Origin of the sequence: Lentzea flava (genome assembly GCF_014648475.1) — a bacterium.
GTDB lineage: Bacteria > Actinomycetota > Actinomycetes > Mycobacteriales > Pseudonocardiaceae > Lentzea > Lentzea flava.
The window spans coordinates 206-14,192 of record NZ_BMRE01000040.1; the positions used below are offsets into that span (position 1 = coordinate 206).

Below are 13,987 nucleotides of genomic sequence, written 5' to 3' on the forward strand. Positions count from 1 at the left end.
CACCCGCAAACCCAAGCCACACAACAAGAAACGGGCCGCCGCTGACGCGGCGACCCGTCCCAACGAACTCACCCCTGGTTAAAACACCAGGTGCACCTGAGGTGGACAAAAGCGCCGTTCATCGTTTTCAGCTGTTGATCAGGCCCGCTCGCCACGCCCAGGACGCGATGCCCACGCGGTTCTTCACGTTGAGCTTCGTTTGTACGGACGCCAGGTGCGTCTTCACCGTGGAGAGGGACAGGTAGAGCTCCGACGCGATCTCCTGGTTGCTCAGGCCGCGGGCCACCTCCCGCACGACGTCCTGCTCGCGTGCGGTCAGCAGGCTGAGGTCCGGACGTTCGGCCGGGCGGGAGAAGTGCTCCAGCATCCGGACGGTCACCTGGGGCGAGATCAGCGCGTTGCCCTGAGCCGCTGCCCGCACCGCCTCCACCAGCAACGCCGGGCCCGCGTCCTTGGTCAGGAAGCCGGAAGCGCCGTTCTCCAACGCCGTGTGCACGTACTCGTCCAGGTCGAACGTGGTCACCACCACGACCTTGGTCGAGCCGGAGATCTTCTTGGTGACCTCGAGACCGTCCATGCCGGGCATGCGGATGTCGAGCAACGCCACGTCCGGGTTGTGCTCGCGGACCGCGGTCACCGCGCTGATGCCGTCGGCGACGTCCGCGACGACCTTGATGTCCTGCTGCTTCTCGAGGATCATCCGGAAGCCGACGCGGACCATCTCCTGGTCGTCGGCGATGAGAACCGAGATCACTTCTTCCCTTCCAGAGGTAGCTCGGCGAGCACCTGCCAGCCGTTCTCCCGCGGCCCCGCGGAGAACAGGCCGCCGAGCAGGTCCACCCGCTCACGCATACCCACGAGACCGTATCCGCCCTGGTTCAGCTCGTGCGGCCGGCCGTCGTCGGCGATGATCACGCGCAGCGCTCCTCCCGGCGTCCGGGAGATCTCCACGTCGATCATCGTCGGGGACAACGCGTGTTTGTGCACGTTGGTCAGCGACTCCTGGACCAGGCGCAACACCGAGCGGCCGAGCTCGGGCGGCACCTCGTCGGGCAGGTCGATGCGCAGCCTGGTCTCGAAGCCGAGCTCGCGGGTGCGTTCGACGGTCGCGATGACGTCCGCCGCCAGATCGGTCGTCGCGACCTCGTTCTCGCCCTGCCGCAGCGTGCCGACCATGCGTCGCATCGCGCCGAGGGCTTCCGTGCCCGATCGGACGATGCCCGGCAGCAGGCGGTGGGCGGCCTTCGGGTCGTCGTCGGAGACCTCCAGCGCGGCCTGGGCCTGCACGAGCATGCCCGTGACGTGGTGCGCGACCACGTCGTGCAGCTCACGGGCCAGCGCGATCCGTTCTTCCTTCTGGGCGTCGGTGACGGCGGCCGCGATCAACCTGCCGCTCTCGGCGTCCCGCGCGCGGAAGTACAGGCCGACGCCGACGGCCCCGAAGCCCAGGACCAGCGAGCCCAGCATCTCGTTGTAGTTGCTGGACGAGATCCAGTTGTCGCGGACGATGGCGGCGAAGAAGCTCACGGCCATCAGCGAGCCGACCGACCAGGTGGCGGCGCGGCGCGGCTCCTCGCGCACGATGACGGCGGTGAGGACGAGGCACGCGGCGGTCTCGGCGACGGTCAGCGGGCTCAGCAGCGTCGGCAGGTTCACGTTGAACAGCCGGATGACGAACGACGAGACGAAGATCGACCCCACCGTCACCGGAACGGCGAAGGCGCGCGACTTGAACGACGTGACGGCCGCGATGCACGGTGGCACGCTGAGCAGCCACACCAGTGCCTCCGCGCTGCGCGGCCCGTTCATCAGCACGAGCTCGCCCAGCATCAGCAACGCGAGTGCCGCGGCGATCGGCCATTGGCCCCGATGACTGTCCACGGAAGACAACGGTAGGACCACCACACCTCTCCGGCCTCGGTCATCCGGCTGATCCGGTGTGTCGTCAAGGCTGAGGTTTTCGCCGCGCGACCCCGGCACCTTGATACGCATGAATTCGGTTCTGGCCGCTCGTGGCCTGGTCAAGACCTACGGCGACGTGCACGCGCTCGCCGGGGTGGACATCGACATCTCCGCCGGGGACGTGCTGGCGGTCGTCGGTCCGTCCGGTTCCGGCAAGACGACCCTGCTGCACGTGCTGTCCGGCATCCTGCGCGCCGACGGCGGCGAGGTGTTCCTCGACGGGCGCGCGATCGGTGAGCTGAACGAGACGGGACGCAGCGAGCTGCGGCGCACGGCGTTCGGGTTCGTGTTCCAGTCGGGCATGCTCGTCGCCGAGCTCACCGCGGAGGAGAACGCCGCCCTGCCGATGCTGCTCGCCGGCCGTTCGCGTGAGGAGTCGCTCGCCGCGGCCGTGGAGTGGCTGCGGCGGCTCGGCCTGCAGGGCATGGAGAAGCGACGCCCCGGTGAGCTGTCCGGCGGGCAGGCGCAGCGCGTGGCGATCGCGCGAGCCCTCGCGCACCGGCCGCGGGTGATCTTCGCGGACGAACCGACCGGTGCTCTCGACACCCGCACCGGCCAGGAGATGATGACCGCCCTGCTGGCCGCGGCGGAGGAGACCAACGCCGCCGTCGTGATCGTCACGCACGACAAGGCGATCGCGGACAGGGCGCTGCGCGTGGTCGAGATCCAGGACGGCCGGATCGCCGCCGGGGTGTCGGCATGAGGATCGCGCTCGCGGTGCTGCGCCGCGACCGGCGCAGCCAGGTCGCCACCGCGCTGGTCGCGCTCGGCGTGATGATCGCGGTGTCGCTGGTGCTGTGGCTGCTCGCCGCACCGAACGGCCTGCAGGCGCGGGCGGATCGCACGGCCTGGCGCGACCTCGTTGGCAACCCCGACCAGAGCGGCGTGATCTCCGTTGCGGTGAACCACGATTCGTTCGACGGCAAGCTCATCCAACGGTTCGACGTCGCACGGCTGCGGCAGGGCGATGTGCCGGTGTCCGCGGGCATCACGAAGTTTCCCGAAGCCGGCGAGGTGCTGCTGTCCCCCGCGTTGACCGACCTCGTGCGCAGCACACCCGCCGAGAAACTCGGCAACCGCTTCCCCGGCAGGCAGATCGGCGAGCTCGGGCGGGAAGCGCTGAAGTACCCCGGTGAACTCGTCGCGATCGTCGGGCAGGACAAGCTCGACAACGGCTACCAGGCCGCAGGTCTGCGCGGTGGCAGCGGTTCGTACCGCGACGACTACCACGGCATGCTCTACCTGCTCACCCGCGTCGGGCTCGTGGTGCTCGTCGTGCCGTGCCTCGTGCTGGTCGCGTCGGCCGCTCGGCTGACCGCGGCGAAACGGGAGCGGCGCCTGGCCGCGCTGAGGCTGGCCGGCGCGTCACCGAGGCAGGTCATCGTGATGACCGCCGCGGAGACCGCGGTCGGCGCCGTCGTGGGCAGCGTGCTCGGCGTGGTGCTGGCCCAGCCGTTCAGCCACCTCACCGCGACGATCCCGTGGGAGGGCGGCACCTGGTATCCGGGTGACTTCGTGCCTTCGGCCGCGGTCGTGGCCGCCGTCGCCGTGCTCGCTCCGGTGCTGGTCGTCGCGGCGGCGATCATGGGACTGCGGCGCGTGGTGCAGAAACCGCTCGCGGCGGAGGAGAAGCGCAAGGTCCGCTCGTGGCGGTTGCTGACGATCGCCGGCGCGCTGGGGGTGTTCTTCCTCGGCATCGTCTACGCGCAGGAAGCCAGTGGCGACAACCAGTTCACCGTGGTGCTCCTCGGTCTCGGCGCGGTGGCGCTGGCCCTGGTGCTGGCGGGGCCGGTGGTGACGGCGTGGGTCGGCAGGTTCTTCGTCGGACGGTGGCGCAGGCCGTCGACGTTGCTGGCGGGACGCAGGCTGTCCGGTGATCCCGTGGCGGCGTTCCGCGGTTCGGCCGGTGTGGTCATCGCGGTGTTCACCGGCTCGATGGCGCTGACCATGTTGCCAGGACTGGAAAGTCAGGTGCCGTTCCGCGACGGCACGTGGCGGGAGGACGCGATCGTCGCCGAACAGGTGGCGCACGACGTCACACCGTTGCGGCTGCAGACCTCGGCGCCGATCGCCACGATGCTGGACGGTTCGGTGAGCACCGGCAAGGACACCGACTACGGGACGTACGTGATCGTCGGCAGGTGCGCTGACGTCGCGAAGGTGTTGAACGGCTTGAGCTGCCGGCCCGGTCCCGCCGTGTACGCGTACTCGAAGCTGACCGGCGACGTGTTCAAGTCGACCGGGCAGAAGGACCAGGTGACCGCGACGCTGCCCGCGCAGTACGAAACCCGGCCGTTCACCGGCTCCGGCCGCATCAGCGCCGTGATCGACCCGGAGCTGCTGCCGGGCACCGAGGGCAAGGTGTCGATGGTCGGCGTGCCGACGACACCGGAGAACCGCGACGCCGTGCACACCGCGCTGATCGGCACGCTGCCGGGCGTCCGGCTGGTCGACGGCGAACAACGGGAGCTGTACGGCGACACGCTGATGGAGGACCTGCAGCGGGCCACGATCATCGGTCTCTCGATCGCGGCGGTGCTCGGCGGAATCGGCGCGGCGGTGGCCGCGGCCGGGTCCGTGATCGACCGCAGGCGCACTTTCGGTGCATTGATCGCGGCGGGAACACCAATTCGTGTGCTGCGTCACGCATTGCGCCGAGAAGTGACGCTGCCGGTGTTCGCGGTCACGATCGCGGCGTGCGGAGCGGGCATTGCCGTCGGCCTCGGATTGCTCGTCCTGGCTCGCGGACTGGTGGGCCACGGCGAAATGCCGCTGACGCCCTGGGTGGTCGCCCCTGTGGCCGTCGGCGTGGTGGTTGCGCTGGTAGCAGCCCTGGCGTGCGGTCCGGTACTACGCGGCATCAGCCCACGGGATTACGCGGCCGAGTAGCACTCGACCGTAAGTACGAGGTGAAAGTGGCTCTCAGCGCGATGTCCGCTGAGAGCCATTTTCATAGCTTTGATTCATGACCAATGCACAGCTCGCGAGCATTCAGTGGGGCCTTTTCCTGTCGGTCGTCTTTCTGCTGCCGCAGCTGTTCTTCCGTCAGCTGACCTTCCGCAGCGCGACCATCACCGTGTACGCCAGCATGCTGTTCTCCGCGACCTTCCTGCCGGTGCAGACCGTGCCGCCGCGCCAGGCCGTGCAGCTGGTGCCGTTCCAGTGGATCGCCGACACGTTCCGCGACGGGCAGATCGCGTTCGACCAGATGACGTTGAACGTGCTGCTGTTCGTCCCGCTCGGCGCGATGCTGATGTTCTGGGGCAGGCGCACCATCGGGCAGGCCGCGCTGATCGGGTACGGCGTCTCGCTGCTCATCGAGGGCTCGCAGCTGATGTGGGCCAACCGGATCTTCGACGTCGACGACCTGATCACCAACACCACCGGCACCGCGCTCGGCTGGCTCGGCGCGCTGACCGCCGTGAAGATCTACGCCCGCGTGCGGACGGCCGCGCTGCCCCAGCGTTCACTCGCCAGCGTGAGGTAACGCGCGGGGCCGTCGTCCCGGCTCGACGATGATCGCCATGAAGTTCGTGGAGGCGTTCAGCATCCTCGTCGCCGTGGTCGGCCCGCCGAAGATCATCCTGGCGTTCCTGATGGACACCGAGGGCGCCGACTCCCGGACGCGCTGGCGGGTGGCGCTGACCTCCACCGCCATCGCGCTGGGCGTCGGGCTGTTCGTGGTGGTGGCCGGGCGCGCGTTGCTCTCGATCTTCCACATCAGCGAGGGCTCGCTCTACCTGGCCAGCGGCGTGATCCTCTTCGTGCACGCGCTCGACCTCGTGCTCGGGCGCAAGCAGGAGCCGGCGCACGACCCCACCCGCGGCACCCACGAGCTCGCCACCGCCTACTACGCGAACCCGGTGGCGCTCGCCTACCTGTTCCTGCTGTCGGACACGAAGTCGGTCGGGACGACGTTCGCACTGGCTGGCGGGTTCGCCGCGGTGATCCTGCTCGACCTCGCCGCGATCGCGGTGCTCGGCATCCTGATGCGGTGGGTGAAGATGACCTACGCCTGGGTGCTCGTGCGGGTGCTCGGCGTCCTGCTCGCGGCGCTGGGGGTGGACCAGATCATCGAAGGCCTGATCTCGCTGGGGATCCTGGAACGTGCCGTCAGCTAGTCCGCCAGCCCAGCTCACCGGCCGTGTTGACCTCGGGGAAGCAGTGCCCGACCGCGCTGCGCGTCTCCAGCGCCGTGGCGACCTGGTCGAACATCTCGACGATCGACGTCCACTCCGGCTTGACCATCTCGTTGCGCTCCTGGTCCCACTCGACCACGCAGCCGCGCAGCACGCCGGGCCGCAGGTCCACCGCGAGCACGTCACCCGTGCCGTCGAACGCGATCGGCAGCCACTCGGGGTGGAAGCCGGTCGTCGGCGACCCCGCCTCGGACTTGTCCGCGGGCTTGCTCAGATGGGTGTCCCTGAGCACGAACGCCCGGTCGGCGCCCAGCGGCGTGTAGAAGGGCGGCAGGATCTCGGCGTAGAGGCCGTCCTCGGTGCCTCCGTAGACGCTCCACCACATCTGGAGATCGATCGGAACCCGAAGCTCCGGCAGCGCGTCATACCTCGGCCGCAGCACGGCACGGGTGGCGGGCGCGTGCTCCGCCAGCCATGCCAGGATCCGGTTCCAGTGCTCGATCACACCCACTGTTCCATGATCTTGGCGGAACGTCGGGCGAGGTACCGCTCATCGGGGCAGGATCTAGGCGAACAGGTCACGACTGGGGGAAAGAAGCTTCACATGGCGGAACAGGGTCTCAGGGTCGACCTCGACGCCTTGACGGGGTACGCGTCGGCGGTGAGCGGTCTGGCGAGCGAGGTCGGCGCGGTCGGCACCGGAACGTTGAGCGGCACGACAGCGCTGCCGGCCGACTGCTTCGGCAAGATCGGCAACGAGGTGGGCCTCAACGCCGCGTTCCAGACCGCCGCGCAGGCGCAGATGGACGCCCTCAAGGCGGCGTCGTCCGGTCTCGCGGGCCTCGGCACGGCCGTCGCGAAGGCCCGTGACGCCTACATCGCCCAGGAGGAAGCGAACAAGGCCGCGCTGAACAAGGCGGCGCGCGCATGAGCGTCGAAGGCCTCCTGAGCGCGTTCATCGCGCCGATGAAGGAAGACCTGGCCAAGCTGGACGGCGACACCGGCGGCGCCACGCGTGCCGGCGACGCGTTCGGCCGCGCGCAGACCGCTCTGACGGACCTGGGGACGCGGCACACCTCGGCTGCCAACGCCGTGCTGAACACGTGGTCCGGAGAGAGGGCCAACGCGTTCACCAGCCGCGTTGCCACCTTCGCTTCGGCCACGAACACGTTGTCCGCCAACGCTTCCGCCTTCAAGACCGTGGCCGCCACCGGCGTGTCCGCGGTGACCGGCGGGCGAACCGCGATCCAGGGCCTGATCGACGAGTTCACCTCGAAGGCGACGCCGAAGCTCGCGGCCGCGGTCGCCGCTTCGTTCGTGGCAGGGCCGGGCGTGGTGCTGGCCGCTCTCGCCGACCTCGCCGGGATGGCGTCCGGCTACCAGGCCAAGACCTCCGCCGAGGTGCAGAAGGTGCGCGACCAGCTCACGCAGCTGGTCGGGCAGCTGAACGGCCTGCAGAAGCCGGACGTCGGCGCCCTCGGCAAGCTCGGCGAGCCGCTCGGTGGCGACGACGGGTCGACCTCCGCTTCCAGTGCTTCCGACACGCCGAAGCAGAACTCCAACTCCCACACGGGTTCCGGTTCCGGTTCCGGTGGTGGGGGCGGCGGTGGAGGCGGCGGTGGCGGTGGTGGAGGCGGCGGTGGTGGCGGAGGCGGCGGTTCGGGCCCCCGGCTTCCCGTCGCGATCCCGCCGCAGCCCGGCACCGGCGTGGGCGTGAACCTGCCCGACGGCAGCAGTGCCGAGGCCCCGAACGAGACCGCGGCCAAGGCCGTCCGGAACGCCTTGTCGGCCCTGGGCACCCCCTACGTGTGGGGTGGCGCGAACCCGCCCCAGGGCACCGACTGCTCCGGCCTGACGCAGTGGGCCTACAAGAACGCCGGGTTCGACATCCCGCGTCCGGCGTCCTCGCAGGCGATGGGCGCCTCGGTGCCGCCGGACCAGGTGCTGCCCGGCGACCTCGTGGTGTGGGACGGGCACGTGGCGATGGTGATCGGCAACGGCCAGATGGTCGAGGCGGGCGACCCGGTGCAGGTCAGCAAGATCCGCACGACCAACAGCGGGATGTCGTTCTACGGCTTCTACCGCCCGACGGGCTGACCTCACCGGGGCGCGTACATGATCACGGCCACGCCGGCCAGGCACACCAGGGCGCCGATCACGTCGTAGCGGTCGGGGCGGAAGCCGTCCACGACCATCCCCCAGGCGAGCGAACCTGCCACGAACACGCCGCCGTACGCCGCGAGGATCCGGCCGAAGTGCGCGTCGGGCTGCAGCGTCGCGACGAAGCCGTAGACGCCCAGCGCGATCACGCCACCGCCGATCCACAGCCAGCCCCGGTGCTCCCGCACGCCCTGCCACACGAGCCAGGCGCCACCGATTTCCATCAGGGCGGCGAGGGCGAACAGCACGACCGAACGCAGGATCATGCGGCACACTGTCGCAGTAGGGGGTGATCAGGTGGACGACGACGTCGAGCGCGCCGCGAGGAAGGTGCGCGATGTCGAGCAGGCCGTGGCGCAGCACGTCGAGCGCAGCGGTCCCGTCACCGGGCGGGCGTCCTCACCGGACGGCGCGGTGACGGTGATCGCCACACCCGGCGGTCCGCCGCAGCAGATCACGGTGAGCGCCGCGGCGTTGCGGATGGGGCCGCACGGGCTGGCCGCCGAGATCATGCGCGTCGCGGAAAAGGCGCAGCGCGCCGCGTCGAGCAGGCTGCACCAGACGCTGGAACGCGTGGTCGACCCGCGGGAGCTGACCGAGCTCGGGTTCACGCGCGAGCAGGACGAGGACGAGTTCGGGTGGCGGCGGTGAACGAGGAACGGATCCAGGCCACCGAGCAGCTGCGGCGCGACCTCGAGGTCCTCACGGCCACGGTCGAGCACCCGAACGGGCTGTGCATGGTCACGGCGTCGCCGAAGGGCGAGATCAGGGCGCTGCACCTGCACCCGGCGTTGCTGCAGCAGGGCGCGCAGGCGGTCGGCGAGGTCGTCACGGAGACAGTGCGGCTCGCGACCAACGCCGCCGTGCAGACGAGCTTCAACAAGATGGCGCTGGCGCTCGGTGACGGAATCGCGATCGACGTCGAATCGATCGCCGGCGATTCACCCTTCCGGTCGACGTGGAACCCGGTCGTGCCGCCCAAACCCGCAGCTGGAGACGCACCGCCCGAGCGGCGGCCCAGGACGCCGATCGTCGACGACCCCGACGAGGACGCGTTCTTCGAGAACCCCTTTGGGCGCCGGTGATCAGCACCGTTAGGCTCGCCCACGGCATCAGGCAGGCGTGACCGGGAGGTCAGGATGGCGCAGGACATCGTCCCCATCGAGCTGGGGCTGACGCAGGGTGACGTGGTCACGCTGTGGGCACCCCGCTGGCGCGAGAAGGGCGAGGAGTGGGAGGCGTTCCTCGGTGACGAGGAGGACCTGTTCGTCTTCCCCGACGCCGCGCACCTCGCCGCCTTCGTCCGCACCGCCGAGGAGCACGACCTCACCGACCACCCGGCGTGGTCGATCGTGCCGTCGCTGGGCGTCGCGGACCTCTCGCCCGACGACAACCACCAGTTCGACCTCGTCGGCGTGCCCGAGCTGATCGCGGAGGACCCGGACACCTGGACGATCGGTGAGCTCGCCGACGTCATCGCGATCGTGCGCGCGCTCGCGGACGTCTGCGACCTGGAGAAGGTCCACGAGGTGCTCGACTCCGCGGAGGGCTTCTCGCTGCTGCCGCAGGGCACGCTGCCGTTCAGCGGCCGCGACGGCGCGAAGCTGTGGGACGAGCTGTCCGAGATCGTCTCCGAGAAGTGGGACGAGGTCCTCGACGCGATCGACAGCGTGGTGAGCACGCCGGAGGTCCCGGAGAAGGAGCTCGCCATCGCGCAGGAGGAGCTCGCCGCGCTCGAGGCCGAGACCGCGGCATCCGCCGACACCTCCGACGACGAGGACTCCGCCGAGGAGAGCGCCGAGCCCACCGGTTTCTGGGCCGAGGTCGGCATCGACCCCATCAAGATCATCACGTCCGCCGGCGAGTTCTACACGCTGCGCTGCTACCTCGGCGACGACCCGGTGTTCCTCGGCCGCCGCGGCAAGATCGAGGTCTTCACCTCGCCGCGCGCACTGAGCCGGTTCGTGGCCGAGAACGACGACCACGACCTCGCCGAGGTCGAGACGTGGAACGACGTCAAGGTCAAGGCCACCGCGGGCGAGCTCGACGTCGACGTGGACGACGACAACGTCTACGTGCTGACCGGCATCGCCGAGGACATGGAGGAGGGCCCGGACGCCCTCGACCCGCAGCAGCTCGACCTCGCCGTCGAACTGTTCGAGGACGCGGGCGAGTGGGCAGAGGACGACTCGGTGAAGGACGCGCTGGCATCGTCCGAGTCGCTCGGCTGGCTGGTGTCCTTCGTGGTCGCGCCGGACCCGACGCGTCTCGCGCCGTCCGCCCCGTACGACGCCGAAGTGGCCGCGTTCCGCGAGCTGCAGGCGAAGTTCGAGGACCGGCTCAACGTCAACTGACGCGTTTCAACGATGAAGAGGGCCACCCGCGGGTGGCCCTCTTTTTGGCTGTAGAGCGAGGCCGAGCTCGGCCGCCGCTACGAGGTCAGCCGCGTGACCGTCAGGCGTGCGCTGGAACCTCTCCCTTCGAGCGTCGCACTCACCTTGGGCGCCGGCGAGATGCTGCGCGTGCGTTCGTTGCGCCGCACCGGTTCCTCACCGTTGGACGTCGTCGCGGAGTGGGTGCCGCTGGCGTTGGCGGCACCGGTCAGCCGCGCCGACATCGCCGCCGTTCGCCGCGGGCGATGTCGGCCCACTGCCGGGGCACGACCGGCGCTATCTGCTCGACTCCGCGCGGATCGGCCGTGAGCTCGGATGGCGCCCGGAGATCGGCTTCGAGGCCGGTGTCCGGGACACCATCCGCTGGTACGCGGCCAATCGCGCGTGGTGGGAGCCGTTGCTGAAGCTCGGCCCGATCGACGAGAGCGCGTGGGCCCAGCAGACGACTACGCGGTGAGCGCCGCGTACCCCGGCTTGATCAGCTCGTTGATGATCGCGAGCCGCTCGTCGAACCCGATGAACGCCGACTTCATGGCGTTGATCGTGAACCACTGCAGGTCCGCCCAGCCGTAGCCGAACGTGTCGACCAGCGCGGCGAACTCGCTGGAGAGCGTGCAGTCGCTCATCAGGCGGTTGTCGGTGTTGACGGTGACGCGGAACCGCAGCTTGGCGAGCAGGCCGATCGGGTGGTCGGCCATGCTGGCCGCGGCGCCGGTCTGCAGGTTCGAGGTCGGGCACATCTCCAGCGGGATGCGGCGGTCGCGGACGTACGCGGCCAGGCGGCCCAGCTGGACCGTGCCGTCGCCGGACACCTTGATGTCGTCGACGATCCGCACGCCGTGGCCGAGCCGTTCGGCGCCGCAGTGCTGGATGGCCTCCCAGATGGACGGCAGGCCGAACGCCTCACCGGCGTGGATGGTGAAGTGCGCGTTCTGCTGGCGCAGGTACTCGAACGTGTCGAGGCCCCTGGTGGGAGGGAAGCCGGCCTCCGGGCCCGCGATGTCGAACCCGACGACGCCGAGGTCGCGGTAGCGGACGGCGAGCTCGGCGATGCGCAGCCAGCCCTCGTTCTGGCGCATGGCGCAGAGCAGGGTGCCGATGCGGATCTTGCGGCCGGTCTCGGCGACACGGGCGGAGCCGAGGCGGAAGCCCTCCTGGACGGCCTCGACGACCTGCTCCAGCGAGAGTCCCTTCTCGGTGTTCAGCTCGGGCGCGTAGCGGATCTCGGCGTAGACGACACCGTCGGCCGCCAGGTCCTCGACGGCCTCGGCGGCGACGCGCACCAGCGCGGCCTCGTCCTGCATGACACCGCACGTGTGGGCAAAACCTTCGAGGTAGCGCACGAGCGACCCCGAGTTCGCGTTGTCGCGGAACCAGCCGCCGAGCACGCCCGCGTCCGTGGTGGGCAGGCCCTGGTAGCCGGAGGCATCGGCGAGTTCGATCACCGTCTGCGGGCGGAGGCCACCGTCGAGGTGGTCGTGCAGCAGCACCTTCGGCGCGCTGCGGATGGTCTCCAAGGAAAGCGGCGTGGACATTGCTACACGTTACTTCAGGCGACACGCCGCTTCAGCGCTGGCCAAAATGATCTTGCTACCACTATGATCGTTTGTCGGTTCACGGATGTTGCCGATCCGTGATCAGCAACTTTCTGCAACCGGATCGCGGCTTGAGTCACCCCAAGGTAGGAACATCACCGGTCGCAATCGGACGCTTCCGGCCAGTAACTTGGCGTTCGGAGCAGTGAGGTAGCCTGATCGGGTCAGTCGCCCGTCCGCGCCCGGCCATTTTCTGGCGGGGGTGGTACAGACACGCGCCGTGACGCGGATAGGCTCCCGTGGTCTCCCCCTCCCCTGGACGAAGGCACTCAGCCGTGACAGAGAACAACAACTCCACGATGTCCTTCGATCGGATGCGCAACATGCTCACGCGCGCCGCGGAGATCCGTGAGAGCGAGCAGCAGCAGATCTTCGACGCGTTGGACGAGATCCACGCCCGGATGTCGCCTCTGGAGTCGCTGGGTTCGGTCCGCAAGCGCCTGTCGGAGCTGCCGGACCGCACCGAGGTCAGCGTGCTCGCGGAGCGCCTGGACGAGGCCCTCGCCAAGCTGGAGGCCCAGGACAACGCGGTCGCCGACATCGGCCGTGCCGTCGACGCCCTCGTCGACAAGCTCGCCAAGCCCTTCGCCCAGCTGGACGGCCGCCTCGACGGCGTCGCGGGCCGCTTCGAGGGCGTCGCGGGCCGCATGGACGGCCTCGAGGACAAGCTCGCGAGCATCCACAAGCGCATCGACGACCTCGACGGTCACCTGGACAAGCAGGACGGCAAGGTCGACGCGATCCCCGGCGCCGTCACCACCCCGCTGCGCGAGCGCATCGAGGCCCTCGAAGCCGCCCTGCGCGGCCGCCTCGACGAGGTCGACGAGGGCGTGCACGAGCACCTCGACGGCACCCGCGAGGCCCTGCAGAAGATCCTCGCCGACTCCTTCTCCGGCATCCACGGCCGCGCCGACGAGCAGCGCGACGCCCTGGCCGCCGCCCGCGCCGAGCTCGCCGCCGCCGTCGCCGACAGCCGCGAGAAGCTCGTGTCCGCGGTGAACGACCGCCACAACCAGCTGGCCTCGTCCCTCGCCGAGACCCGCACCGAGCTGTCCGGCGCCGTGGCGGAGACCCGCGGCGAACTGGCCGGCGCGGTCACCGAAACCCGCGACTCCCTGGCCACCTCGCTGGCCGAGACCCGCGCAGAACTCGCCTCGGCCGTCACCGACACCCGCGACGCCGTCAACGGCAAGCTGGACGAGGCCCGCACGGCCCTGTACGCGGCGATCGAGCAGACCCGCGACCAGGTCGACGCGGCCGACCGCCTGGAGGCCCTCGCCAGCCGCCTGGAGCAGGTCACCTCGAAGCTCGACACGATGACCGACCGCCTGGACAAGGTCGAGGACGACTTCGCCGCCCGCATCGCCGAACTCGGCGGTTCGGTGGACGCGGGCCTGTCGAAGGTCGCCGAGACCGTGGGCGCCCGCCCGGACACCGACGCCCTGCAGTCCCTGGTCCGCAAGTCGAACCAGGAGTCCGAACTGCGCATCGGCGGCCAGCTGGACGAGGCCATGGCCACCTTCGCCGAGCTCATCCTCGGCGGCGGCTCCCCCACGCCTCCCCCGCCGCCCACCGCCCTGCCGCGTCCGCAGCGCCGCACCCGCAAGAACGGCCCGAAGCCGGCCAACGGCGGCAAGGACATGGACGACGACGACCTGGCGGCCGAGGGCGCCTGATCGCCTGACACGTCAACGGCCCCGGAGCTCGCGTGAGCTCCGGGGCCGTTCTCGTTGGTTCC

Annotated in this window: 16 protein-coding genes; 10 read left to right on the forward strand and 6 right to left on the reverse strand. The window is 70.0% G+C overall.

The window, feature by feature from the left end; translation table 11 throughout:
- Nucleotides 1–127: 127 nt before the first annotated feature.
- Both IEZ09_RS33045 and IEZ09_RS33050 read right to left on the reverse strand, forming a co-directional pair.
- Nucleotides 128–754: a response regulator gene (locus IEZ09_RS33045; protein ID WP_189257739.1), complete on the reverse strand. Its 627-nt coding sequence runs from the start codon at nt 752–754 to the stop codon at nt 128–130.
- Nucleotides 751–1,881 (reverse strand): sensor histidine kinase, encoded by a 1,131-nt coding sequence (locus tag IEZ09_RS33050; RefSeq protein ID WP_189257740.1) that lies wholly within the window; start codon nt 1,879–1,881, stop codon nt 751–753. The genes IEZ09_RS33045 and IEZ09_RS33050 overlap by 4 nt, the downstream gene beginning before the upstream one ends.
- 109 nt (nt 1,882–1,990) lie before the next feature.
- On the opposite strand from IEZ09_RS33050, the gene IEZ09_RS33055 reads away from it, so the two are divergent.
- The 4 genes from IEZ09_RS33055 to IEZ09_RS33070 all read left to right on the forward strand — a co-directional run bounded on the left by IEZ09_RS33055 (nt 1,991) and on the right by IEZ09_RS33070 (nt 6,083).
- Nucleotides 1,991–2,665 (forward strand): ABC transporter ATP-binding protein, encoded by a 675-nt coding sequence (locus IEZ09_RS33055; protein WP_189257741.1) that lies wholly within the window; start codon nt 1,991–1,993, stop codon nt 2,663–2,665.
- Nucleotides 2,662–4,851 (forward strand): FtsX-like permease family protein, encoded by a 2,190-nt coding sequence (locus IEZ09_RS33060; protein ID WP_189257742.1) that lies wholly within the window; start codon nt 2,662–2,664, stop codon nt 4,849–4,851. Before IEZ09_RS33055 ends, IEZ09_RS33060 begins: the two co-directional genes overlap by 4 nt.
- 76 nt (nt 4,852–4,927) lie before the next feature.
- Nucleotides 4,928–5,449: a VanZ family protein gene (locus IEZ09_RS33065; protein ID WP_189257743.1), complete on the forward strand. Its 522-nt coding sequence runs from the start codon at nt 4,928–4,930 to the stop codon at nt 5,447–5,449.
- A 37-nt stretch (nt 5,450–5,486) separates the two neighbouring features.
- The gene (locus tag IEZ09_RS33070) at nt 5,487–6,083 is read left to right on the forward strand and encodes a MarC family protein (RefSeq protein WP_189257744.1); all 597 of its coding nucleotides are present in this window, start codon (nt 5,487–5,489) and stop codon (nt 6,081–6,083) included.
- Here IEZ09_RS33070 and IEZ09_RS33075 read toward each other — a convergent pair.
- Nucleotides 6,076–6,612 (reverse strand): SMI1/KNR4 family protein, encoded by a 537-nt coding sequence (locus IEZ09_RS33075; RefSeq protein WP_189257745.1) that lies wholly within the window; start codon nt 6,610–6,612, stop codon nt 6,076–6,078. The genes IEZ09_RS33070 and IEZ09_RS33075 overlap by 8 nt on opposite strands.
- A gap of 93 nt (nt 6,613–6,705) precedes the next feature.
- Here IEZ09_RS33075 and IEZ09_RS33080 point away from each other — a divergent pair, with 93 nt between their 5' ends.
- Together IEZ09_RS33080 and IEZ09_RS33085 are read left to right on the forward strand one after the other, a co-directional pair.
- The gene (locus IEZ09_RS33080; protein ID WP_189257746.1) at nt 6,706–7,032 is read left to right on the forward strand and encodes a hypothetical protein; all 327 of its coding nucleotides are present in this window, start codon (nt 6,706–6,708) and stop codon (nt 7,030–7,032) included.
- Nucleotides 7,029–8,198 (forward strand): bifunctional WXG100 family type VII secretion target/C40 family peptidase, encoded by a 1,170-nt coding sequence (locus tag IEZ09_RS33085; protein ID WP_189257747.1) that lies wholly within the window; start codon nt 7,029–7,031, stop codon nt 8,196–8,198. The genes IEZ09_RS33080 and IEZ09_RS33085 overlap by 4 nt, the downstream gene beginning before the upstream one ends.
- Nucleotides 8,199–8,200: 2 nt before the next feature.
- On the opposite strand, the gene IEZ09_RS33090 is transcribed toward IEZ09_RS33085, so the two are convergent.
- A complete protein-coding gene (locus tag IEZ09_RS33090; RefSeq protein WP_189257748.1) occupies nt 8,201–8,527 on the reverse strand; it encodes a YnfA family protein in 327 nt (108 codons plus the stop codon).
- A gap of 31 nt (nt 8,528–8,558) precedes the next feature.
- On the opposite strand from IEZ09_RS33090, the gene IEZ09_RS33095 reads away from it, so the two are divergent.
- From IEZ09_RS33095 to IEZ09_RS33105, 3 genes are read left to right on the forward strand one after another with little or no spacing between them, the layout of a single operon-like run.
- A complete protein-coding gene (locus IEZ09_RS33095) occupies nt 8,559–8,912 on the forward strand; it encodes a YbaB/EbfC family nucleoid-associated protein (RefSeq protein WP_229813167.1) in 354 nt (117 codons plus the stop codon).
- Nucleotides 8,909–9,346, forward strand: a complete 438-nt coding sequence (locus IEZ09_RS33100) for a YbaB/EbfC family nucleoid-associated protein (RefSeq protein WP_189257749.1) — start codon at nt 8,909–8,911, stop codon at nt 9,344–9,346. Before IEZ09_RS33095 ends, IEZ09_RS33100 begins: the two co-directional genes overlap by 4 nt.
- Nucleotides 9,347–9,400: 54 nt before the next feature.
- Entirely contained in the window at nt 9,401–10,615 is a 1,215-nt protein-coding gene (locus IEZ09_RS33105) for a SatS C-terminal domain-containing protein (RefSeq protein WP_189257750.1), read from the forward strand.
- Between the two features lie 77 nt (nt 10,616–10,692).
- Here the strand turns inward: IEZ09_RS33105 and IEZ09_RS33110 are convergent, their stop codons facing one another.
- Nucleotides 10,693–10,878: a hypothetical protein gene (locus IEZ09_RS33110; protein WP_229813180.1), complete on the reverse strand. Its 186-nt coding sequence runs from the start codon at nt 10,876–10,878 to the stop codon at nt 10,693–10,695.
- A gap of 222 nt (nt 10,879–11,100) precedes the next feature.
- Entirely contained in the window at nt 11,101–12,189 is a 1,089-nt protein-coding gene (locus tag IEZ09_RS33115) for an adenosine deaminase (RefSeq protein ID WP_189257752.1), read from the reverse strand.
- 335 nt (nt 12,190–12,524) lie between these two features.
- Between IEZ09_RS33115 and IEZ09_RS33120 the strand changes: the two genes are divergently transcribed.
- A complete protein-coding gene (locus IEZ09_RS33120) occupies nt 12,525–13,925 on the forward strand; it encodes a coiled-coil domain-containing protein (RefSeq protein ID WP_370467764.1) in 1,401 nt (466 codons plus the stop codon).
- Nucleotides 13,926–13,987: the final 62 nt, after the last annotated feature.